At 73.8% G+C, this 20,192-nt stretch carries 20 protein-coding genes; 11 read left to right on the plus strand and 9 right to left on the minus strand.

The genetic code is table 11. The features are described from left to right. Nucleotides 1-21: 21 nt before the first annotated feature. A complete protein-coding gene (locus ACFYPJ_RS28300) occupies nt 22-945 on the minus strand; it encodes a ZIP family metal transporter (protein WP_389022936.1) in 924 nt (307 codons plus the stop codon). Between the two features lie 94 nt (nt 946-1,039). On the opposite strand from ACFYPJ_RS28300, the gene cobM reads away from it, so the two are divergent. Genes cobM through cobC form a run of 6 tightly spaced genes read left to right on the plus strand, consistent with a single transcriptional unit; the run spans nt 1,040 to nt 7,504 of the window. After that, a complete protein-coding gene (cobM, locus tag ACFYPJ_RS28305) occupies nt 1,040-1,858 on the plus strand; it encodes a precorrin-4 C(11)-methyltransferase (RefSeq protein ID WP_389022938.1) in 819 nt (272 codons plus the stop codon). 5 nt (nt 1,859-1,863) lie between these two features. Next, nucleotides 1,864-3,096 carry a precorrin-6y C5,15-methyltransferase (decarboxylating) subunit CbiE gene (gene cbiE, locus ACFYPJ_RS28310; RefSeq protein ID WP_389023110.1) on the plus strand — a complete coding sequence of 411 codons (1,233 nt, stop codon included), beginning with the start codon at nt 1,864-1,866 and terminating at the stop codon, nt 3,094-3,096. Continuing rightward, the gene (gene cobJ, locus ACFYPJ_RS28315; RefSeq protein ID WP_389022941.1) at nt 3,093-4,829 is read left to right on the plus strand and encodes a precorrin-3B C(17)-methyltransferase; all 1,737 of its coding nucleotides are present in this window, start codon (nt 3,093-3,095) and stop codon (nt 4,827-4,829) included. The genes cbiE and cobJ overlap by 4 nt, the downstream gene beginning before the upstream one ends. A 14-nt stretch (nt 4,830-4,843) precedes the next feature. Continuing rightward, nucleotides 4,844-5,455 carry a precorrin-8X methylmutase gene (locus ACFYPJ_RS28320; RefSeq protein WP_389023113.1) on the plus strand — a complete coding sequence of 204 codons (612 nt, stop codon included), beginning with the start codon at nt 4,844-4,846 and terminating at the stop codon, nt 5,453-5,455. Continuing rightward, nucleotides 5,452-6,393: a sirohydrochlorin chelatase gene (locus ACFYPJ_RS28325; protein ID WP_389022944.1), complete on the plus strand. Its 942-nt coding sequence runs from the start codon at nt 5,452-5,454 to the stop codon at nt 6,391-6,393. The genes ACFYPJ_RS28320 and ACFYPJ_RS28325 overlap by 4 nt, the downstream gene beginning before the upstream one ends. Then, entirely contained in the window at nt 6,383-7,504 is a 1,122-nt protein-coding gene (gene cobC / locus ACFYPJ_RS28330) for an Rv2231c family pyridoxal phosphate-dependent protein CobC (RefSeq protein ID WP_389022947.1), read from the plus strand. Before ACFYPJ_RS28325 ends, cobC begins: the two co-directional genes overlap by 11 nt. A gap of 47 nt (nt 7,505-7,551) precedes the next feature. On the opposite strand, the gene ACFYPJ_RS28335 is transcribed toward cobC, so the two are convergent. The 5 genes from ACFYPJ_RS28335 to ACFYPJ_RS28355 all read right to left on the minus strand — a co-directional run bounded on the left by ACFYPJ_RS28335 (nt 7,552) and on the right by ACFYPJ_RS28355 (nt 12,280). Next, entirely contained in the window at nt 7,552-8,490 is a 939-nt protein-coding gene (locus ACFYPJ_RS28335) for an SCO1860 family LAETG-anchored protein (protein ID WP_389022950.1), read from the minus strand. A 207-nt stretch (nt 8,491-8,697) separates the two neighbouring features. Beyond that, nucleotides 8,698-9,789, minus strand: coding sequence for an amidohydrolase family protein (locus ACFYPJ_RS28340; protein ID WP_389022953.1), 1,092 nt, complete (start codon nt 9,787-9,789; stop codon nt 8,698-8,700). 21 nt (nt 9,790-9,810) lie between these two features. Continuing rightward, complete coding sequence (locus ACFYPJ_RS28345) at nt 9,811-10,605, minus strand: amino acid ABC transporter ATP-binding protein (RefSeq protein WP_389022956.1); 795 nt, start codon at nt 10,603-10,605, stop codon at nt 9,811-9,813. Then, nucleotides 10,602-11,438, minus strand: a complete 837-nt coding sequence (locus ACFYPJ_RS28350) for an amino acid ABC transporter permease (protein WP_389022959.1) — start codon at nt 11,436-11,438, stop codon at nt 10,602-10,604. The genes ACFYPJ_RS28345 and ACFYPJ_RS28350 overlap by 4 nt, the downstream gene beginning before the upstream one ends. Continuing rightward, nucleotides 11,435-12,280, minus strand: coding sequence for an ABC transporter substrate-binding protein (locus ACFYPJ_RS28355; protein WP_389022962.1), 846 nt, complete (start codon nt 12,278-12,280; stop codon nt 11,435-11,437). The genes ACFYPJ_RS28350 and ACFYPJ_RS28355 overlap by 4 nt, the downstream gene beginning before the upstream one ends. Nucleotides 12,281-12,490: 210 nt before the next feature. On the opposite strand from ACFYPJ_RS28355, the gene ACFYPJ_RS28360 reads away from it, so the two are divergent. From ACFYPJ_RS28360 to thpD, 5 genes are all read left to right on the plus strand, one after another. Beyond that, nucleotides 12,491-13,594: a pyridoxal-phosphate-dependent aminotransferase family protein gene (locus tag ACFYPJ_RS28360; protein WP_389023116.1), complete on the plus strand. Its 1,104-nt coding sequence runs from the start codon at nt 12,491-12,493 to the stop codon at nt 13,592-13,594. A gap of 665 nt (nt 13,595-14,259) precedes the next feature. Continuing rightward, the gene (gene ectA, locus ACFYPJ_RS28365) at nt 14,260-14,778 is read left to right on the plus strand and encodes a diaminobutyrate acetyltransferase (protein WP_389022965.1); all 519 of its coding nucleotides are present in this window, start codon (nt 14,260-14,262) and stop codon (nt 14,776-14,778) included. Nucleotides 14,779-14,790: 12 nt separating this feature from the next. Further along, on the plus strand, nt 14,791-16,062 hold the full coding sequence (gene ectB / locus ACFYPJ_RS28370) for a diaminobutyrate--2-oxoglutarate transaminase (RefSeq protein ID WP_389022968.1): 1,272 nt from the start codon (nt 14,791-14,793) through the stop codon (nt 16,060-16,062). A 52-nt stretch (nt 16,063-16,114) separates the two neighbouring features. Further along, the gene (locus ACFYPJ_RS28375) at nt 16,115-16,519 is read left to right on the plus strand and encodes an ectoine synthase (protein WP_389022971.1); all 405 of its coding nucleotides are present in this window, start codon (nt 16,115-16,117) and stop codon (nt 16,517-16,519) included. A 5-nt stretch (nt 16,520-16,524) separates the two neighbouring features. After that, nucleotides 16,525-17,409, plus strand: coding sequence for an ectoine hydroxylase (gene thpD / locus ACFYPJ_RS28380; protein WP_389022973.1), 885 nt, complete (start codon nt 16,525-16,527; stop codon nt 17,407-17,409). 43 nt (nt 17,410-17,452) lie between these two features. On the opposite strand, the gene ACFYPJ_RS28385 is transcribed toward thpD, so the two are convergent. The 3 genes from ACFYPJ_RS28385 to ACFYPJ_RS28395 form a co-directional block, all read right to left on the minus strand. Further along, nucleotides 17,453-18,505: an aminotransferase class V-fold PLP-dependent enzyme gene (locus ACFYPJ_RS28385; RefSeq protein ID WP_389022975.1), complete on the minus strand. Its 1,053-nt coding sequence runs from the start codon at nt 18,503-18,505 to the stop codon at nt 17,453-17,455. A gap of 123 nt (nt 18,506-18,628) precedes the next feature. Next, entirely contained in the window at nt 18,629-19,345 is a 717-nt protein-coding gene (locus ACFYPJ_RS28390) for a DsbA family oxidoreductase (protein ID WP_389022978.1), read from the minus strand. Nucleotides 19,346-19,505: 160 nt separating this feature from the next. Further along, nucleotides 19,506-20,114 carry a DUF1349 domain-containing protein gene (locus ACFYPJ_RS28395; protein ID WP_389022981.1) on the minus strand — a complete coding sequence of 203 codons (609 nt, stop codon included), beginning with the start codon at nt 20,112-20,114 and terminating at the stop codon, nt 19,506-19,508. Nucleotides 20,115-20,192: the final 78 nt, after the last annotated feature.

Genomic DNA, 20,192 nt, shown 5'->3' on the forward strand with positions numbered 1-20,192 from the left:
CACGCCCGCCGCCCGCAGACCTCACCCGGCCACACCCACCACCAGCCAGATGAACGCGGCCCCGGCCACGGTGCACAGCACGGTCGAGCGGGCGGGGTGCTGGTGGTGCGCCTCGGGGAGGATCTCGGCGGCGGCGAGATACAGCAGCACGCCGCCGAAGAGGCCGAGATAGCCGCCGAGCAGCCCTTCCGGGATGGTGAAGAACACCGTGGACAGCGCGCCCACCAGCGGTGCGCAGGCGTCCGCGAACAGCATCGCGAGCGCCCTGCGGCGCGCGTTGCCGTACAGCCGGGTGAGGGTGAAGGTGTTGAAGCCGTCGGCGAAGTCGTGGGCGATCACCGCGAGCGCGACGGCCAGGCCCATGCCGCCGCCGACCTGGAAGGCGGCGCCGATCGCCACGCCGTCCATGGCGCTGTGGCCGACCATCGCGCCGGCCGCGGTGAGCCCCACCTCCGGCGACCGCAGGTCCTGGGTGTGCGGGTGCGCGCCGGTGGGGGACGGCGCGGTGAGCGGGACCGCGGCAGCGGCGCCGGGCGCGGCCGGGCGTGGCGGCCCGGAGGACCGACCCGGGCCGTGAGCCCCGTCAGCCCCGTGAGCCAAATGCGCTCCCTCCACCTCGTCCGCCCCGTCCGCCGCCGGCGACGCGGACAGTGCCGTGGCGACCCCTTCCGCCCCGCCGTGGGCCGCACGGCGGGCCGCGAGCAGCCGCTCCACCAGGTGGGCCAGCAGGAAACCGGCCACGAACAGCAGCAGGGCGCAGGGCACGCCGAACACTTCCTTGCCGGCCGCCGCCAGCGCCTCGGGCAGCAGGTCCAGACCCACCACACCGAGCATCAGGCCGCCGGCCAGGCCCAGGACCAGGTGGCGGCGATCGGTCACCCGCTGTGCCGTCCAGCCGCCGGCCAGCGTCATCAGGAACGCGCCGAGCGCGACGAAGACAGCCATGCGCCTTTGCTATCCGATCAGCCGCCACCCGCGCACATCCGGCCCGCCCACCCCCTGCACCAACCATGACTTTTCGTACGAGAGGACCCTTCTCATGGCCGCTGCCCCCACCGGCAAGGTGACCTTCGTCGGTGCCGGGCCCGGCGCCGCGGATCTGCTGACGTTCCGTGCCGCGCGGGCCATCGCCGAGGCCGACGTGGTGATCTGGGCGGCCAGCCTGGTCCAGGCGGAGGTGTTGGAGCACGCCCGCGAGGACGCGCGGATCCTGGACTCGGCGGCCCTGGCGCTGGAGGACGTCGTCGCCGTCTACCGGCAGGCCCACACCGAGGGGCTGCGGGTGGCGCGGGTGCACTCCGGCGACCCGGCCCTGTGGGGCGGCACGCAGGAGCAGCTCGACCGGTGCGCGCAGATCGGGATCGAGACGGAGATCGTGCCCGGTGTCTCCGCGTTCTCCGCCGTCGCCGCGCTCGCGGGGCGGGAGTTGACCGTCCCGGAGGTCGCGCAGTCCGTCGTCCTCACCCGGCTCGGCGGCGGCAAGACGCCGATGCCGCCCGGCGAGGAGGTGCGCGAGTTCGCCCGGCACGGCACCACCATGGCCGTCTTCCTGTCCGCCGCGCGCAGCGGCCAGCTGGTGCGGGAGCTGCTGGAGGGCGGCTATCCGACCGATACGCCCGCCGTGGTCGCGTACCGGGCGACCTGGCCCGACGAGTTGGTCGCGCGCTGCACGATCGGCACCCTGGAGGAGACGGTCAAGGAGCACCGGCTGTGGAAGCACACGCTGTTCCTGGTCGGTCCGGCGCTGGCCGCGCACGGCACCCGCTCGCACCTCTACCACCCCGGTCACTTCCACGGTTTCCGCAGGGCCGACCCCGAGGCCCGCAGGGCCCTGCGCGGGCGGGGCGCGCGCCCGTGACGGCGCTGATCACGGTGGTGGGCGCGGGCACCGGGACCCCGGTCGCGGCGGACGCCCTGGCCGGTGCCGAGCTGGTCGTGGGCGGGCGGCGGCACCTGGACGCGGTACGGCTGCCGGACGGGGCCGAGCGGCTGGTGCTCGGGCCGCTCGCGCCCGCCCTCGACACCATCGGGGCGTACGTCCGCGCGGCCCGGCCGGTGGCGGTGCTCGCCTCCGGGGACCCGGGGTTCTTCGGGATCGTGCGGGCGCTCGCGGAACGGTTCGGTTCCGGGCAGCTCGCCGTGCGGCCCGGGGTGTCGTCGGTCGCGGCGGCGTTCGCGCGCATCGGGCTGCCCTGGGAGGACGCGGTGGTCGTCAGCGCGCACGGCCGCGGGCTGCGCACGGCCGTCAACGCCTGCCGGGCGCACCCCAAGGTGGCGGTGCTGACCGGGCCGGGCGCGGGCCCCGCCGAGCTGGGCGCGGCGCTCGGGGCGGGGCGGGTGCTGGTGGTGGCGAGCGCGCTCGGCGATCCGGACCGGGAGCGGGTGGAGCGCGTGACGCCCGCCGAGGCCGCCGCCCGCGACTGGGGTACGGCGGTGAGTGTCGTCGTCTGCCTGGCCGAGTCCCGGGCGCCGGGCGGGATGCGGACGGTGGCCGGGCCGGGCGCCCGGCCGGCCGGCTGGGCCCTGGACGAGGCCGAGTTCACGCACCGCGACTCGATGATCACCAAGTTCGAGGTGCGGGCCCTTGCCCTGGCCCGGCTCGGGCCGCGCCTGGGCGACCTGGTGTGGGACGTGGGCGCGGGATCGGGGTCGGTGGCGGTGGAGTGCGCGCGGCTGGGTGCCGCCGTCGTGGCCGTGGAGAAGGCCGCGGACGGCGTCGAGCGGATCCGGGCGAACGCTGCGGCCCACCAGGTCGACGTACGGGTGGTGCACGGCGAGGCACCGGCCGCGCTGACGGAACTGGACGATCCGGACGCGGTGTTCGTCGGCGGCGGGGGCGGCGAACTGCCCGCCGTGGTCGCCGCGTGCGCCCGGCGGGCGCGGCGGACGGTGGTGGTCGCGCTGGCCGCCGTGGACCGGGTGCCCGCCGCGCGGGCCGCGCTCACCGGCGCCGGGTTCTCCTGCGCCGGGGTGCTGTTGCAGTCGTCGCGGCTCGCCCCGCTGCCCGGTGAGGTGACCCGGCTCGCGGCCGCCAATCCCGTGTTCCTGCTGTGGGGCGAACGGCCCCGCGCGAGTGTCGAAGGAGTTGCCCAGTGATCGGCCTGATTTCCGCCACCGCGGCGGGGGCGGCGGCGCGCGACCGGCTGGCCGCGGCGTGGCCGGAGCGGACGCGGGTGTACGGGGGTCCCGTCGCGGACGCCGTACGGACCGCGTTCGCCGAGTGCGCGCAAGTGGTGTGCTTCCTGGCGACCGGTGCCGTGGTGCGGCTCGTCGCCCCGCTGCTCGGCGGCAAGGCGTCCGACCCGGGTGTGGTGTGCGTGGACGAGGCCGGGCGGTTCGCCGTGTCGCTTCTCGGCGGGCACGGCGGCGGCGCCAACGAACTCGCCCGCGAGGTCGGCGGGTTGCTGGGCGCGCTGCCGGTGGTGACGACGGCGACGGACGCGGTGGACGTACCCGGTCTCGACACCCTCGGCCTGCCGGTCGAGGGGGCCGTCGCGGCCGTCTCGCGGGCACTGCTCGACGGCACGCCGGTCGCCCTGGACCGCGAGGTGACCTGGCCGCTGCCTGCCCTGCCGGTCGCCGACACCGCCACCACCGGTGAAGAGGCCACCGCCACCGGGGCGTACACGATCCGGGTGACCGACCGGGACGTCGTACCCGGCGCGCACGAGGTGCTGTTGCGGCCGCCGACGCTGGTGGTCGGGGTGGGCGCCTCCCGCGGCGTCCCGGCCGGCGAGGTGCTGGAGCTGGTCGGGGACGCGCTGCGGGACGCCGGGCTGTCGGCGGCGTCCGTGGCGGCCCTGGCCACCGTCGACGCCAAGGCCGGCGAACCGGGCGTCGTGGCCGCCGCCGAACGGCTCGGGGTGCCCCTGATGACGTACTCCGCCGCCCGACTGGCGCGGGTCGAGGTGCCGAACCCGTCCGCGGCGCCGCTCGCCGCCGTCGGCACCCCGTCGGTCGCCGAGGCCGCCGCGCTGCTCGGTGGCGGCGAACTCCTCGTCCCGAAGCGGAAGTCCGCGGCCCGGCCCGCGGCCGCGACCTGCGCGGTGGTCCGGCGGCCGGGGCGCGGGCGGCTCGCCCTGGTCGGCCTCGGACCGGGCGCCCGGGACCTGCTCACGCCGCGTGCGAAGGCCGAACTGCGGCGTGCCTCGGTGCTCGTCGGGCTCGACCAGTACGTCGGCCAGATCCGCGATCTGCTGCGGCCCGGCACCCGGATCCTCCAGTCCGGGCTCGGCGCCGAGGAGGAACGGGCCCGCACGGCGGTCGCCGAGGCCCGCGCGGGGCACGCGGTCGCGCTGATCGGCAGCGGGGACGCGGGCGTGTACGCCATGGCCTCCCCCGCGCTCGCCGAGGCGTCCGACGACATCGACGTCGTCGGTGTGCCGGGGGTGACCGCGGCACTGGCCGCCGGGGCGGTCCTGGGGGCGCCGCTCGGCCACGACCACGTCTCGATCAGCCTGTCCGACCTGCACACGCCGTGGGAGGTGATCGAGCGGCGGGTGCGGGCGGCGGCCGAGGCGGACCTCGTGGTGACGTTCTACAATCCGCGTTCCCGGGGCCGCGACTGGCAGTTGCCCAGGGCGCTGGCGATCCTCGCCGGACACCGCGCGCCGGCCACGCCGGTCGGGGTGGTCCGCAACGCCTCGCGGCCGGACGAAACCAGCCAGTTGACCACCCTGGCGGACGTCGACCCGGCGGCGGTCGACATGATGACCGTCGTGACCGTGGGGAACACGGCGACCCGGCGGATCGCGGGACGCATGGTGACCCCGCGCGGCTACCGCTGGCAGGACAACCGGCAGGACACCCGACAGGAGGAGACCCGGTGAACCGTGTGAACCACATGACCCATGTGAACCATGGGGACCGTGTGATCCATCCGATCGAGCAGGAGTCCTTCCGGCGGCTGCGGGCCCGTCTGGACACCTCACGCCTTGCACCGCTGACCCGGGCGGTGGTGGAGCGGGTGATCCACTCGGCCGCCGACCTGGAGTACGCGAACGACCTCGTCATGGCCGAATCCGACCTGGTGCGGGCGCACGCCGCGCTGCACGCCGGGGCGCCGGTCGTGGTGGACGTGGAGATGGTCGCGGCCGGCATCACGCGCCGCGAGACCGTCTGCCGGCTCGGGGACGCCGTCGCCGGGCCGGGCCTGACCCGTTCGGCGCACGCGGTCCGGCTCGCCCACGACGCCGTCGGCCCCGGGGCGCTGTGGGTGATCGGGTGCGCGCCGACCGCCCTGGAGGAGTTGCTGACGCTGGACGCCTCCCCCGCGCTCGTCATCGGCCTGCCCGTCGGCTTCGTCGGCGCGGCCGAGGCCAAGGCCGCGCTGCGCGCGAGCGGGCTGCCCGCCGTCAGCAACGTGTCCGAGAAGGGCGGTTCGGCGGTGGCCGCCGCGGCCCTCAACGCCCTTCTGTACCAACCCCCCGCTGCACCGACCGAGGAGATTCAGTGACCACCCCGCCGCCCGCTCTGCTCATCGCCGGCCACGGCACCCGGGACGAAACCGGAGCCGAGGCGTTCCGTGCGTTCGTCCGTGAGCTGGGCCGCCGTCATCCCGAACTGCCCGTCGCGGGCGGCTTCATCGAACTCTCCGCGCCGCCGCTCGCCGATGCCGTGACCGACCTGGTGGAACAGGGCGTGCGCCGGTTCGCCGCCGTGCCGCTGATGCTGGTGTCCGCGGGACACGCCAAGGGCGACATACCGGCGGCGCTGGCCCGCGAGAAGGAGCGGCACCCCGGGATCTCGTACGCCTACGGCCGCCCGCTGGGCCCCCATCCGGCCCTGCTGGACGTGCTGGAACGGCGGCTCGACCAGGCGCTGGGCACCGCCGCGCGCACGCCCGCCGACCGGGCCGACGTGACCGTGCTGCTGGTCGGCCGGGGCTCCACCGACCCGGACGCCAACGCCGAGGTGGTCAAGGCGGCGCGGCTGCTGTGGGAGGGGCGCGGGTACGCGGGCGTGGAGACCGCGTTCGTGTCGCTGGCCGCGCCGGACGTGCCGAGCGGGCTCGACCGGTGCGCCCGGCTGGGGGCGCGCAGGATCGTGGTCCTGCCGTACTTCCTGTTCACCGGTGTGCTGCCGGAGCGGGTGGCGCAGCAGGCCGAGGGCTGGGCGGCGGCGCATCCGGAACTGGACGTGCGCTGCGCGGACGTCATCGGCCCGGAGCCGGAGCTGCTGGACCTGGTGATGGAGCGGTACGCGGAGGCCGTCGCGGGCGAGGTGCGGATGAACTGCGACGCGTGCGTGTACCGGATCGCGCTGCCGGGCTTCGAGCACAAGGTGGGTCTGCCGCAGCAGCCGCACTTCCACCCGGACGACGACGGCACCCACCCGCACGGCGGCCATTCCCACCACGGTCATTCCCACGACGGCCACGCTCATGCCCGCTGACGGGGACCCACCCGTGCCGGCCGCGGACGACACCGGACCGGACGACCTGCGCCATCACGGGGACGCCGAGGTCCGCGGCGCGGGCCCGGCACTGGTCGACCTCGCGGTGAACGTCCGCGCCGGCACCCCGCCCGGCTGGCTGCGGGAGCACATCGCCGGGTCGCTGGCCGCTCTCGCGGCCTACCCGGACGCACGCGCCGCGCGGGCGGCGGTGGCGGCGCGACACGGGGTCGCGGCGGACCGGGTGCTGCTGACGGCGGGTGCGGCGGAGGCGTTCGTCCTGCTCGCCCGCGCCCTGAAGGTGCGCCGGCCGGTGGTGGTGCACCCGCAGTTCACCGAGCCGGAGGCGGCGCTGCGGGACGCGGGGCACACCGTGGACCGGGTGCTGCTGCGTGCGGCGAACGGTTTCCGGCTGGATCCGGCGGCCGTGCCCGAGGAGGCCGACCTGGTGGTGGTCGGCAACCCGACCAACCCCACCTCGGTCCTGCACCCGGCCGCGACGCTCGCCCGGCTCGCCCGTCCCGGGCGGACGTTGGTGGTGGACGAGGCGTTCATGGACGCCGTGCCGGGCGAGCGCGAGGCGCTGGCCGGCCGGACGGACGTGCCCGGCCTCGTCGTGCTGCGCAGCCTGACCAAGACGTGGGGCCTGGCCGGGCTGCGGATCGGCTACCTGCTGGCCGCCCCGGAGAAGGTCATGGAGCTGGCGCGGGCCCAGCCGCTGTGGCCGGTGTCCACGCCGGCGCTGGCGGCGGCGCAGGCGTGCGTGACGCCCCGGGCGCTGGCGGAGGCGGCGCAGGCGGCCCTCCGCGTCGCGGCCGACCGGGCCCACCTGGTGGCGGGCCTGTCCGCGTTCGCCGCGCGCGGGGTGAGGGTGGCGGAATCGGCGGAAGGACCGTTCGTCCTGGTCCACATGGCGGACGCGGCCGGGGTACGGCGGCGGCTGCGGGATCTCGGTTACGCCGTGCGCCGCGGGGACACCTTCCCGGGGCTCGGCCCGGACTGGGTCCGGGTCGCGGTACGTGACCGGGCCACGACGGACGGCCTGCTGTGCGCCCTGGACTCCGCGCTGTCCGGCCCGGCCGGCCCCCCGGCCGGACCGGGCCCGCACTGACCCCTCCCGCGGGCGGGAGGGGCCGGTGGGCGGGTGCCCGCGGAAGGTCAGCTCCGGCGGCGTGCCAGGACCAGCGCTCCGCCGCCGACCACGACGAGCGCGAGGGCGCCGGCCGCGAGGTACGGCGTCGTCGAGCTGCCGCCGGTCTCGGCGAGGCCGGTCTGCGCGGCGCCGCCCTGGGGCTTCGGGTCGGACCCGGATCCGCCCGGCTCCGCGGAATCCGTGGGCTTCACCGGGTCGGCCGCCCCGCCGGGCGTGTCGGCCGCGGCGGGCGTCTCGCAGGTCGCCTTGGCGAGGGTGACGGTTCCCTCGACCTCGGCCACGTTCAGCTTCAACGGGTTGACGGAGACCTTCAGTTCGAGGGCGGTGGCCGCCGCCGTACGGGTCGTGGTCGCCCGCTTCGCCAGGTCGAGACGGACCTCGCCGACGCCGGGCACCTTGACGTCCGTCGGACCGTCCGCGCCGAGCGTGACCCGCTTGCCGAGCACCGTCACCGTGCCTAGCACGTTCGCGGAGGCGGCGGGCGGCTTCCCGGCCTCACAGGTCGCCTTGGAGGTGACGGTCTCGATCTCGACGAGGGAGAGCAGCGGCAGGCCGGGCAAGTGCAGCTTGGCGTGGGCGAGGTGCACGGAGCCCTCGGCACGGCCGTCGGTCACGGTGGCCCGGGCGGAGGCGACGTCCGCGCCGAGCACCGTGAACGGCTTGCCGCCGTCCACGCCGTCGAGCCGGGCGGACAGCGCGGTCCGGTCGGCGCTCTGCGGCGCCTGGACCTCGTTGAGGGTGACCGCGAGCGGGACGTTCACGGTTTTGTTGAGCAGGGACACGTCGAGTCCGGTGCGCAGGACGACGGCGTCGGCGCGGCCCTGGCCGGTGGTCGCGTGCGCGGCGCTCGCGCCGGCCAGCGCCGCCGGGCCCGCGGCGAGAGCCGTGGCCGCCGCGACGGCGGCCAGACGGCGTGCGGGCATACGGAATTTGTTGCTGTTCAAGGTCGTGGGACCCCCAGTGGAATGTGCTTGGGACCCGGACAGGATTACGCACTGTGGGTGAACAGTCAGCAATCCTCGGTCACTTCACTCATTCGTGGGCTTTCCGTGAAGGGTTTCGAATCCTCGGGCACAGGAGTTCCCCTTCGTTCGCTCCCCGCACCGCCACCGCGCTCGGCCACCTGGTCACTCGGCAGCTCGGCTGCTCGGCTACTGAACGACGTGCCCCCGCAGCACCACCCGGTGCGGTGCCGCCAGCACCCGTACGTCCGCCCGCGGATCCGCCTCGTAGACGACCAGGTCGGCGGGCGCTCCCTCGGCCAGCCCGGGCCGGCCGAGCCAGGCACGGGCGGCCCAGCTGGTCGCCGACAGCGCGTCCACCGGCGGGATCCCGGCGGTGACCAGCTCGGCGACCTCGGCCGCGACCAGACCGTGCGCCAGCGAGCCGCCGGCGTCCGTGCCGACGTACACCGGGATGCCGGCGTCGTAGGCGTCGCGCACCGTGTCGTAGCGCCGCTCGTGCACCCGCCGCATGTGCGCGGACCAGCGCGGGTACTTGGTGTCGCCGCCGTCGGCGAGCTGCGGGAACGTGGCGATGTTGACGAGGGTCGGGACGATCGCCACGCCGCGCTCGGCGAACAGCGGGATCAGTTCCTGGGTCAGCCCGGTCGCGTGCTCGATGCAGTCGATGCCCGATTCGACCAGGTCGCGCAGCGAGTTCTCGGCGAAGCAGTGCGCGGTGACCCGGGCGCCGAGGCGGTGGGCCTCGGCGATGGCCGCCGCCACGGACTCGCGCGGCCAGCAGGGCGCCAGGTCGCCGACGCCGCGGTCGATCCAGTCGCCGACCAGCTTGACCCAGCCATCGCCGCGCCGCGCCTCCTGGGCGACGTGGGCGACGAGCTGGTCCGGCTCGATCTCGTGGGCGAAGTCACGGATGTAGCGGCGGGTGCGCGCGATGTGCCGGCCGGCCCGGATGATCCGCGGGAGGTCCACGCGGTCGTCGATCCAGCGGGTGTCCGAGGGCGAGCCCGCGTCGCGGAGCAGCAGGGCGCCCGCCTCCCGTTCGGTCAGCGCCTGCTTCTCGGCGGTGTCCGCGTCGACCGGGCCGCCCGTGCCGAGGCCCACGTGGCAGTGGGCGTCGACCAGGCCGGGCAGCGCCCAGCCGGTCACGGTGACCGGATCGCGGACGCCGGCCGGACGGTCGTAGGTGATCTGCCCGCCGACGACCCACAGCTCGTCGCGGATCTCGTCGGGCCCGGCGAGGATCCGCCCCTTCACGTGCAGCACCGCGTGGTCGCTCATGTAGCGAACCTTAGTGAGCCGCTAGTCCGCACCGCCCACCCGGTCGGGCGCCCCCTGCTCGGCGGCGGCCGCCGCGGGGTCGAGGAGGCGGGCGAGGAAGTGCCGGGTCCGCTCGGTGCGGGGAGCGCCGATGACCTGGTCGGGGGTGCCGTCCTCGACGACGGCACCGCCGTCCATGAAGACGACCCGGTCGGCGACCTCCCGGGCGAAGCTCATCTCGTGGGTGACGACCATCATCGTCATGCCGTCGTCGGCGAGCATCCGCATCACGGCGAGGACGTCCGAGACGAGTTCCGGGTCGAGTGCCGAGGTCGGCTCGTCGAACAGCATGACCTCGGGGCCCATGGCGAGGGCGCGGGCGATGGCGACGCGCTGCTGCTGGCCGCCGGAGAGGGCGGCGGGGTAGGCGTCCGCCTTCTCGGACAGGCCGACCCGCGCCAGGTTGCGGGCGGCGATGTCGGCGGCCCGCGCCCTGTCCCGGCGCAGCACCCGGCGCTGCGGCAGGGTGAGGTTCTCGGTCACCGTCAGGTGCGGGAACAGGTTGAACTGCTGGAAGACCATGCCGATACGGCGGCGTGCGGCGTCGATGTCGACATCGGGGTCGGTGAGTTCGACGCCGCCCACCCACACCTGGCCCCGGGTCGGTTCCTCCAGCAGGTTGACGCAGCGCAGCAGGGTCGACTTGCCGGAGCCGGAGGGGCCGATGACGCAGACGACCTCGCCCCGGCCGACCTCCAGGTCGATGCCGCACAGCACCTCGGTGGAGCCGAAGGACTTGTGCAGGCCGCGGATGCTGATCTCGGGGTGGCTGCTCACCTGACGGCCTCCTGGGTCCTGGACTCCATGCGGCGGACGACGAGGCTGAGCGGGACGGTGACCAGCAGGTAGCACAGGCCGGCGACCAGGATCGGCGTCGAGTTGGCGGTCTGGCCGGCCAGGTCCCGGCCGAACTTGGCCAGCTCGCGTTCCTGGAGGGTGACGCCGAGGAACAGCACCAGCGAGGAGTCCTTGAACAGGAGCACCAGTTCGTTGGTGAGCGGCGGCAGGACGATGCGGAACGCCTGCGGGGCGATGATCGAGACCATGGCCCGGGCGGGCGAGAACCCCAGCGAACGGGCCGCCTCCGTCTGCCCCTTGGGCACGGCCTGGAGGCCGGCGCGGATCGTCTCCGCCATGTAGGCGGCCGAGACCAGGCCGAGCGCGAGGGCCACCTTGCCGTACGTCCCGCCGGGGATCTCCGTACCGGGGAAGGCGAGCGGCACGGCGACGCCGACGAAGATGAAGATCAGCAGGGCGGGCAGGCCGCGGAAGATCTCGATGTAGACGCTCGCGAGCCAGCGGTAGGGGCCGACCGACGACAGCCGCATGAGGGCGATCACCATGCCGAGCACCAGTCCGACGGCGAAGCCGGACAGGGTGTAGAGCACGGTGTTCCGCAGCGCCAGCGTGATGACGTCGGGGAACATCTGCCGGGCGAGGTCCGCCTGCGCGAACTGGTTGCGCAGCCGGTCCCAGTCCGCGGTGACGGCTAGCGCGATCAGCGCGGCGACGAAGACCGCGTACTGCAGGGCCCGGGACAGCCCGCGCCGCCGGCGGCGGGTCAGTCTCCTGGCGCGGGGCGGGGCCGTGGTGTGCGCCGGGCCGGTCATGAGGCGGCGGGCGACGCGGCGGCGGCGTCGTACGGGCCGATCCACTGTTCGTACAGCTTCCGGTACGTGCCGTCCGCCTTGGCGTCCGCGATGGCCTTGTCGACGGCGGCGAGCAGCTTGGTGTTGCCCTTCTTCAGGGCGAAGCCGTACTGCTCGCCCGTGTCGAGGTTGTCCACGGTGCGGAACGCGTCGGCGTTGGCCTTGTCCTTGAGCCAGCCCTGGACGACCGGGTAGTCGATGACGACGGCCTGGACCTGGCCGGTGCGCAGGCCGCTGAGGACGGCGTCGGAGGAGTCGAACGAGACCGGGTCGAAGCCCTTGCCCTTCGCGTAGTCCTCGCCGCTGGTCTGCGCCTGCGTGCCCAGCTTGGCGCCCTTGGCCTTGACGTCGGCCAGGGAGGTGAGACCGCTCTTGCGGTCGACGAGGACGGCCTGCGTGGCGTCGAAGTACGGGGTGGAGAAGTCGACGTTCTTCCTGCGTTCCGCGGTGATGGTCATGCCGGCGGCGGCCAGGTCGCACTGGCCGGAGTTCAGGAACGCCCCGGTCTTGAAGTTCTCGAAGGGCGTGTCGAAGATCTGCTGTGTGACGCCCAGCTTCTTGGCGACCAGGTCGATCAGGGAGACGTCGAAGCCCTGCACCTTGCCGTCGATCTCGGACTGGAAGGGCGGGTAGGGCAGGTGGGTGCAGGTGGTGAGCTGTCCGGCCTTGACCAGTTGGACCCCGCCGGCGGTGGTGGTGGACGCGCCGCCGTCGCCCGAGGAACAGCCGGCCACGAGGGCCAGTCCGGCCGCGGCGGCGGTGGTGGCCAGGGCGCGAACCCGGCGCCGAAGGTGCGTGGTCACGGGACCTCCATGTCGTGTGTGCGGGAGGGGAGCGGTGGATTCGTGCGTGCGGTTGCGCGGTGGCGCCGCTCAGTCGGCGGGGTGCGGGGCCGTCGGGTCGCTGCGGTGGCGGTGGGGCTTTCGGCCTGCGAAGTCACCGGTCAACGAGGGCGTGTGAGGGCCGGTTACCCTCGTCTGGATCGCCCCCTCGTGAGTGAAGAGAGCAGCGCCATGACCCATCCCTTCCTGGATCTGCCCCCGCTGACCGCCGCGCGCTTCGCCGCCGTCGAGGACCGGGTGGCCAGGCTGCTGGACACCCGGCAGGACGTCGTGATCATGCAGGGCGAGGCGCTGCTGCCGCTGGAGGGCGCGATCCGGGGGACGGCGGGAGCGGGCACGACCGCGCTGAACGTGATCACCGGGCCGTACGGGCAGACCTTCGGGAACTGGCTGCGGGAGTGCGGTGCGACGGTGATCGATCTGCCGGTGCCCTTCCACACGGCGGCCACCGCGGACGGGGTCCGGGCGGTCCTGGCCGCGCATCCGGAGATCGACTTCGTGTCGCTGGTGCACGCGGAGGCGGCGACCGGGAACACCAATCCGGTCGCGGAGATCGGCGAGGTGGTGCGGGCCCACGGCGCGCTGTTCTACCTGGACGCGGTAGCCGCCGTCGGCGCCGAGCCGGTGCTGCCGGACGCCTGGGGCGTGGACCTGTGCGTGATCGGCGCGCAGAAGGCGATGGGCGGCCCGGCAGGGGTGTCCGCGGTGTCGGTGAGCGAGCGGGCCTGGACCCGGATGGCGGCGAACCCGCACGCACCGCGCCGTTCCTACCTCTCCCTGCTCGACTGGAAGGAGCGCTGGATCGACGCGGGCCGCAAGGTGCTGCCGCACGCGCCGGCACAGTTGGAGATGCTGGCGCTCGACGCGTGTGCCGAGCGGATCGAGAGCGTGGGGCTGGACGCGGTGATGGCCCGGCACCGCGGCGCCGCGCTGGCCACGCGGGCGGGCGCGGTGGCGCTGGGCGGAGGTCTGGAGCCGTATGTGTACGAGGTCGCGGACGCGGCGCCGGTGGCCACGACCCTGCGGGTGCCGCCGGGCGTGAGCGCGACGGAGCTGGTGGCCAGGGCGCTGGCGGACGATCCGGCGCTGCCGCTGGCCGCGGGGGGCGGCACGCTGGCCAAGGAGATGATCCGGGTCAACCACTACGGGCCGGACGCGACGCCGAAGGCCGTGCTGGGCTGCCTGACGGCACTGGGCGCGGCGCTGGCCGAGCGCGGGCTGACGGTGGACGTGGCGGGCGCCCGGAGCGCCGCCGAGTCCGCCTACCGCGGATAACCCCTGCCCATGGCGGCCCCGCCGCCCGGTCCTGGCAGCGGCGGGGGCCGCCGACGGGTCTGCGGGCACCCGGTCCGCCCGGGTGCCCGGAACTGCCCGGACACCCGGAAACGCCCGGGGCGCCACCGGCGCGGCGTGCCATTCTCGCGACATGACCACCGACCTACCCCGAGACCAGCCCGCCGACGCACCCCCGGCGTCACACCAGCCTCCGCCGCGCGACGCGCACCGGGCGTGACACCGGACTCCGCCGGGCGACGCGCACCCGGCGTCACTCCAGCACCCGCCGGCCGACGCACCACCTGCGCCACACCGGAACCTGCCGGACGGCGGGCCCGCGGCGCCGCACCGGCACCGGTCGACCGACGCGGCCCCGACGCTCCCCGACGGCCGTCCCGAACGCATCGACGGAGTGACCGGCGCCTGAAATTCAAGTCAATTCGGATTCCTTTTTTCAGATAGCTTTCCCGAGTTCTTCTGCCCGCTTTTCGGGATGCTAAACAAGAAGATTTTCGAGCAGATTTCGACCGTGTGACGCACTCCACACGAGGGGTTGATTCTTGCCTCTTTGTGCAGGTCAAACGGGTGAAGCAGGTACCCCCCACCCGGTCATCACGCACCCCCAGCCGTGCGTTTCTGAATTCTGCTCGCTAAATTCAATTCGCATGACTGCCGCACAAGCAGACCTGCTCATCGACCGTCCATCGGTGGCGGACGGAGCCGCTCTCTGGCGCATTGCCAAAGAGTCCGGGACCCTCGATCTGAACTCCTCGTACAGCTATCTGCTGTGGTGCCGCGACTTCGCGGGCACGACGGCGGTGGCCCGTGCGGCGGACGGGGCACCCGTCGGTTTCGTCACCGGGTACGTACGGCCGGAGCGTCCACGGACGCTGCTCGTGTGGCAGGTCGCGGTGGACACGGCCTGCCGCGGCCGCGGCGTGGCGGCCGCGCTGCTCGACGGGCTGACCGCCCGGCTCACCCCCGGCCAGGGCATCACCGGCGTCGAGACGACCATCGCCCCCGGCAACACCGCCTCCGAGCGCCTGTTCACCTCGTACGCCGCCCGGCACGGTGCCCGTGTCACCCGCGAGGTGCTGTTCGACTCGGGTCTGTTCCCGGACGGCCCCCACCAGCCCGAGGTCCTGTACCGGATCGGGCCGCTCACCCTCCGCCCGTCGCACTGAGGAGCGATCACCGTGACCATCACCCAGCCCGACCTCAGCGTCTTCGAGACCCTGGAGTCCGAGGTGCGCAGCTACTGCCGCGGCTGGCCCACCGTCTTCGACCGTGCCCAGGGCAGCCTGATGTACGACGAGGACGGACACCGGTACCTCGACTTCTTCGCCGGCGCGGGCTCGCTCAACTACGGCCACAACAACCCGGTACTCAAACGGGCGTTGATCGACTATCTGCAACGGGACGGGGTCACCCACGGTCTCGACATGTCGACCACGGCCAAACGCTCGTTCCTGGAGACCTTCCAGGACCTGGTGCTGCGCCCGCGCGACCTGCCGTACAAGGTCATGTTCCCGGGACCGACCGGCACCAACGCGGTCGAGTCCGCGCTGAAGCTGGCGCGGAAGGTGAAGGGGCGCGAGGCGATCGTGTCGTTCACCAACGCCTTCCACGGCATGTCCCTCGGCTCGCTGGCCGTCACCGGCAACGCCTTCAAGCGGGCCGGGGCCGGAGTCCCGCTGGTGCACGGCACGCCGATGCCCTTCGACCACTACCTGGACGGGCGGGTCCCGGACTTCCTCTGGTTCGAACGGCTGCTGGAGGACCAGGGGTCCGGGCTCAACCAGCCCGCCGCGGTGATCGTCGAGACCGTGCAGGGCGAGGGCGGCATCAACGTCGCGCGCCCCGAATGGCTGCGCGGACTGGCCGAGCTGTGCGCGCGCCGCGACATGCTGCTGATCGTCGACGACATCCAGATGGGCTGCGGCCGCACCGGTGCCTTCTTCTCCTTCGAGGAGGCCGGCATCGTGCCCGACATCGTCACCGTGTCGAAGTCCATCAGCGGCTACGGGCTGCCCATGTCGCTGTGCCTGTTCAAGCCCGAGCTGGACATCTGGGAGCCGGGCGAGCACAACGGCACCTTCCGCGGCAACAACCCCGCGTTCGTCACCGCCACCGCGGCCCTGGAGACCTACTGGACCGACGGCTCCGTCATGGAGAAGCAGACCCGGGCCCGGGGCGAGCAGATCGACGAGGCCCTGGTCGCCGTCGCCGAGGAGAACCGCGCCGCGGTCAAGGAGTACCGGGGGCGGGGACTCGTGTGGGGCCTGGAGTTCCACGACAAGGAGCGCGCCGGGCGGGTGGCGCAGCGCGCCTTCGAACTCGGGCTGCTCATCGAGACGTCCGGCCCGCAGAGCGAGGTCGTCAAGCTGCTGCCCGCGCTCACCATCACCCCGGACGAACTCGACGAGGGGCTGCGCGTCGTCGCCCGCGCCGTACGCGAGACCGCCTGAACCGTCCGCAGCCGAACACCGAACACCAAACGACGAGGAGGACTGCACCACCGTGATCGTCCGTTCGTTCAAGGAGATCGAAGGCACCGACCGCCATGTGAGGGCGGCATCCGGCACCTGGGAGAGCAAGCGGATCGTGCTCGCCAAGGAGCGGGTCGGCTTCTCCCTCCACGAGACCGTCCTGTACGCGGGTACGGAGACGTCGATGTGGTACGCCAACCACGTCGAGGCCGTCGTCTGCGTCGAGGGCGCCGCCGAGCTCACCGACCACGAGACCGGGAAGACCTACTCGATCACGCCCGGCACCATGTACCTCCTCGACGGACACGAGCGGCACACGCTCCGTGTCCAGGAGGACTTCCGCTGCATCTGCGTGTTCAACCCGCCCGTGACGGGACGGGAGGACCACGACGAGAACGGCGTATACCCCCTGCTCACCGAACCCGAGGAGGTGTGACCAGCATGCCCGTCACCGATCTCTACCCCAGCCGCGGCACCGCCGAGGTGTCCGTACCGCGCCAGGACCCGGTCGTCTGGGGCTCGCCGGACGCGCCGGGCCCGATTCCGGCCGACGGTCTGCGGGCCTTCGACCGCGACGGCTTCCTCCCCGTCGAGCAGTTGATCACCGATGACGAGGTCGCCCACTACCGGGGCGAGCTGGACCGGCTGATCGCGGACCCGGCGATCCGCGCCGACGAACGCTCGATCGTGGAGCCGAAGTCGAAGGAGATCCGCTCCGTCTTCGAGGTCCACCGGATCAGCGAGGTGTTCGCGCAGCTCGTCCGGGACGAGCGGGTGGTCGGCCGGGCCCGGCAGATCCTCGGCTCGGACGTGTACGTCCACCAGTCCCGGATCAACGTCAAGCCGGGTTTCGGGGCCAGCGGCTTCTACTGGCACTCGGACTTCGAGACCTGGCACGCGGAGGACGGGCTGCCGCGGATGCGGGCGGTGTCCGTGTCGATCGCGCTGACCGAGAACCTCGACACCAACGGCGGGCTCATGATCATGCCGGGCTCGCACCGCACCTTCCTCGGATGCGCGGGAGCGACGCCCGAGGACAACTACAAGAAGTCGCTGCAGATGCAGGACGCGGGCACGCCCTCCGACGCGGCGCTGACCGCGCTGGCGGGCGAACACGGCATCCGGCTGTTCACCGGCCGGGCGGGCTCCGCGACCTGGTTCGACTGCAACTGCATGCACGGCTCGGGCGACAACATCACGCCGTTCCCGCGCAGCAACGTCTTCATCGTGTTCAACAGCGTGGAGAACACGGCGGTGGAGCCGTTCGCGGCGCCGGTGCGGCGGCCCGAGTTCATCGGCGCGCGGGACTTCACACCCGTCCGCTGAGCGGTGTGAAGTCCCGGCCGGGCCCCGGGCCGCCGGTCCGGGGTCAGCCGGCCAGCACGTCCAGCAGCCGGTCGACGTCCGCGGGCGTGTTGTACAGGTGGAACGAGGCACGCAGATGGCCCGCCCGGTCGGAGACCTCGATGCCGGCGCGGGCCAGTTCCTCCCGACGGTGGCCGAGTCCGGGCACGGAGACGATCGCCGAGCCGGGCGCGGGCACGGGTGCGTGGCCGAGCCCGGCGAGCCCGGCGCGGAAGCGGTCGGCGAGGGCCAGGTCGTGGGCGCGCACCGCGGCCACGCCGAGTTCCTCGATCAGCGCGAGGGAGTGCCGCAGCCCGGTGTAGCTGAACAGGGCCGGGGCCGCGTCGAACCGGCGGGCGGAGCGGGCGAGTTCCGTGACCGGCCCGTAGCAGCTGTCCCAGGGGTTCTCCCCCGCGACCCAGCCGGCCAGCACCGGTGTCAGCGCGCCGAAGTCCTCCGGAACGACGAGAAGCGCCGTGCCGTGCGGGCCGAGCAGCCACTTGTAGCCGGCCGAGACCGTGAAGTCGAACGCGCCGGCGTCCATCGGCAGCCAGCCGGCGGCCTGCGAGAAGTCGACGTAGGTCCGGGCGCCGTGGGCCGTCGCCGCCGCGCGCAGCGCGGGCAGGTCGGCGATCCGGCCGTCCGCGGACTGGGCCGCGCTGACCGCGACCAGTGCGGTCTGAGGCCGGACGGACTCGGTGAGCCGCTCCAGCGGCACGGCCCGCACCTTGAGGTCGCCGCGGACGTGGAAGGGGTTCACCACGGAGCTGAAGTCGCCCTCGGCGGTGAGGACTTCGGCGCCCGCGGGCAGCGACGCGGCGATCACGCCGCTGTGCACGGCGACGGAGAAGCCCGCCGCCACCCGGGTGACCGGGACCGCGGCCAGCCGGGCGAAGGACGCGCGGGCCAGCTCGACGTCCGCGTGCAGCGGGTCCAGCGGGCGGCCCGCGGCCCGGAGCGCCACCGCCTCGTGCAGGGCGGTGACGCTCCGGGCCGGGAGCAGTCCGCTGCTCGCGGTGTTCAGGAAAGTGGTCTGCGGGGCGAACTCGGCACGGATCAGGCTCTCGAAGCTCTCCATGCGTCCACTGTGCGGGCCGCCGGTGCCACCGTCCATCGCGCGGGTGGTACGGGGTTCCCACAGCACCGCTTACACGTCCGCCGTGGCCTGCGGTCCTGTGCGGCGTCCCGCCCCGGCGGCGGCTCAGTTCCCCGGCACCGCGCACCCGTCCGGGCCGCACGCGTCCGCCTGGCCGGCGTCGATCGGCTTGAGCGGTGAGCGCTCGCCCCAGGCCGTGGTCAGCGCCTGGGTGAAGACCTCGGCGGGCTGGGCGCCGGAGATGCCGTAGGTGCGGTCGAGGACGAAGAAGGGGACGCCGTTCGCCCCGAGCTGGGCGGCCTCGCGCTCGTCGGCGCGGACCTCGTCGGCGTACGCGGCCGGGTCCGCGAGGACCGCGCGGGCGGCTTCGGCGTCGAGCCCGGCCTCGGCGGCCAGCGCCACCAGCCGCTCGTCGCCCTCGCTGAACACGGAGCGCTCCTCGGCGAAGTTCGCGCGGTACAGGATCTGGATCAGCGCGTCCTGACGGCCGTGTGCCTTGGCGAAGTGCAGCAGCCGGTGCATGTCGAAGGTGTTGCCGTGGTCGCGGCCCCGGCTGCGGTACGCCAGGCCCTCGGCGGCGGCCTGCGCGGCCAGGTTGTCCTCGCCGGCCTCGGCCTGGGCCTCGCTCATGCCGTACTTCTTGGCGAGCATCGCCAGCACCGGCTGGACGTCGTCCTTGGGGCGGCCGGGGTCCAGTTCGAAGGAGCGGTGCACCACCTCGACGCCGTCGCGGTGCGGGAAGGCCGCGAGCGCCTTCTCGAAGCGGGCCTTGCCCACGTAGCACCAGGGGCAGGCGATGTCGCTCCAGATCTCGACGCGCATGTTCTCGGCTCTCTCCGCATCCAACGGCGCGGGGACGGTCCCCACCCGCTGCGCGAACGTTCGAACACCGGGTTTCATTCCCCGGACGCGGGCCCGTACGGCGTCGCAAGTGCGGCAGGGCGGGGTCGCCGTGCCGCACCGCGGGCCCGTGCCGCCGGGGTCAGCTGCCGTCCCGCAGGTCGCTCGGCCAGGCGGGTCTGAACTCGATGTGGTCGTAGGTCACCACGCAGCCCTCTCCCAGTGGCGACTGGGTCATGAAGCCGACCAGGGCCGCGCCCGTCTCCTTCTCGCCGCCCAGGGTGAACAGCCGTACGAAGGTCCAGCGCTCGCCGTCACGGGAGGCGTGGCAGGCGAAGGCGCGGCCGGTGCGGCTGATCCGCAGCCAGACGGAGTCGCCGTCCACGGTGAAGGAGTTGGCGTCGTCGGAGTGGTCCCGGGTGACCACCGTGCAGACAGTGGGCACGTCCGGGGAGTACTCAAGACAGAGCTTGGCCCAGGCCCGGTCGCCGACGTGGACGTAGAGCACGCCGGCGTCGAAGGCGGCCTGGAAGCCCACGGTGACCCGGGCGACCAGCTGGAAGTCCCCGTCGGGCGCCCCGAGCAGCCGGGGTGCGTCGGCGGCCGGCTCCACCGCCTCCCCGGTCGGCGGCACGAACCGGTCCTGCGCGGGACCGGCCCATCCGGTGAGCACACCGTCCTCGTAGGCCCAGTGGCCGTCCGGTCCGTAGGTACGGAGGGGGAAGGGCAGTTCGGGAAGTTCCACGTCCATCAGGCGATTCTCGCAGCCCGGCCGGGGCGGTCCCGAAGGCGCGGGGACCCACGCGCCGGACCACCGCCCGCACGCAGC

It is taken from the genome of Streptomyces sp. NPDC006012 (assembly GCF_042871185.1).
In the GTDB taxonomy this organism is placed as follows: domain Bacteria; phylum Actinomycetota; class Actinomycetes; order Streptomycetales; family Streptomycetaceae; genus Streptomyces.

What these genes read in the sequence shown, in the direction of transcription:
- ACFYPJ_RS28300 (WP_389022936.1), bottom strand. Translation starts at nt 945, where the DNA reads ATGGCTGTCTTCGTCGCGCTCGGCGCGTTCCTGATGACGCTGGCCGGC.
- ACFYPJ_RS28395 (WP_389022981.1), bottom strand. Translation starts at nt 20,114, where the DNA reads ATGGACGTGGAACTTCCCGAACTGCCCTTCCCCCTCCGTACCTACGGA.
- ACFYPJ_RS28340 (WP_389022953.1), bottom strand. Translation starts at nt 9,789, where the DNA reads ATGAGCGACCACGCGGTGCTGCACGTGAAGGGGCGGATCCTCGCCGGG.
- cobM (WP_389022938.1), top strand. Translation starts at nt 1,040, where the DNA reads ATGGCCGCTGCCCCCACCGGCAAGGTGACCTTCGTCGGTGCCGGGCCC.
- ACFYPJ_RS28350 (WP_389022959.1), bottom strand. Translation starts at nt 11,438, where the DNA reads ATGACCGGCCCGGCGCACACCACGGCCCCGCCCCGCGCCAGGAGACTG.
- ACFYPJ_RS28390 (WP_389022978.1), bottom strand. Translation starts at nt 19,345, where the DNA reads ATGCGCGTCGAGATCTGGAGCGACATCGCCTGCCCCTGGTGCTACGTG.
- ectA (WP_389022965.1), top strand. Translation starts at nt 14,260, where the DNA reads ATGACTGCCGCACAAGCAGACCTGCTCATCGACCGTCCATCGGTGGCG.
- thpD (WP_389022973.1), top strand. Translation starts at nt 16,525, where the DNA reads ATGCCCGTCACCGATCTCTACCCCAGCCGCGGCACCGCCGAGGTGTCC.
- cobC (WP_389022947.1), top strand. Translation starts at nt 6,383, where the DNA reads ATGCCCGCTGACGGGGACCCACCCGTGCCGGCCGCGGACGACACCGGA.
- ACFYPJ_RS28320 (WP_389023113.1), top strand. Translation starts at nt 4,844, where the DNA reads ATGACCCATGTGAACCATGGGGACCGTGTGATCCATCCGATCGAGCAG.
- ACFYPJ_RS28360 (WP_389023116.1), top strand. Translation starts at nt 12,491, where the DNA reads ATGACCCATCCCTTCCTGGATCTGCCCCCGCTGACCGCCGCGCGCTTC.
- ACFYPJ_RS28385 (WP_389022975.1), bottom strand. Translation starts at nt 18,505, where the DNA reads ATGGAGAGCTTCGAGAGCCTGATCCGTGCCGAGTTCGCCCCGCAGACC.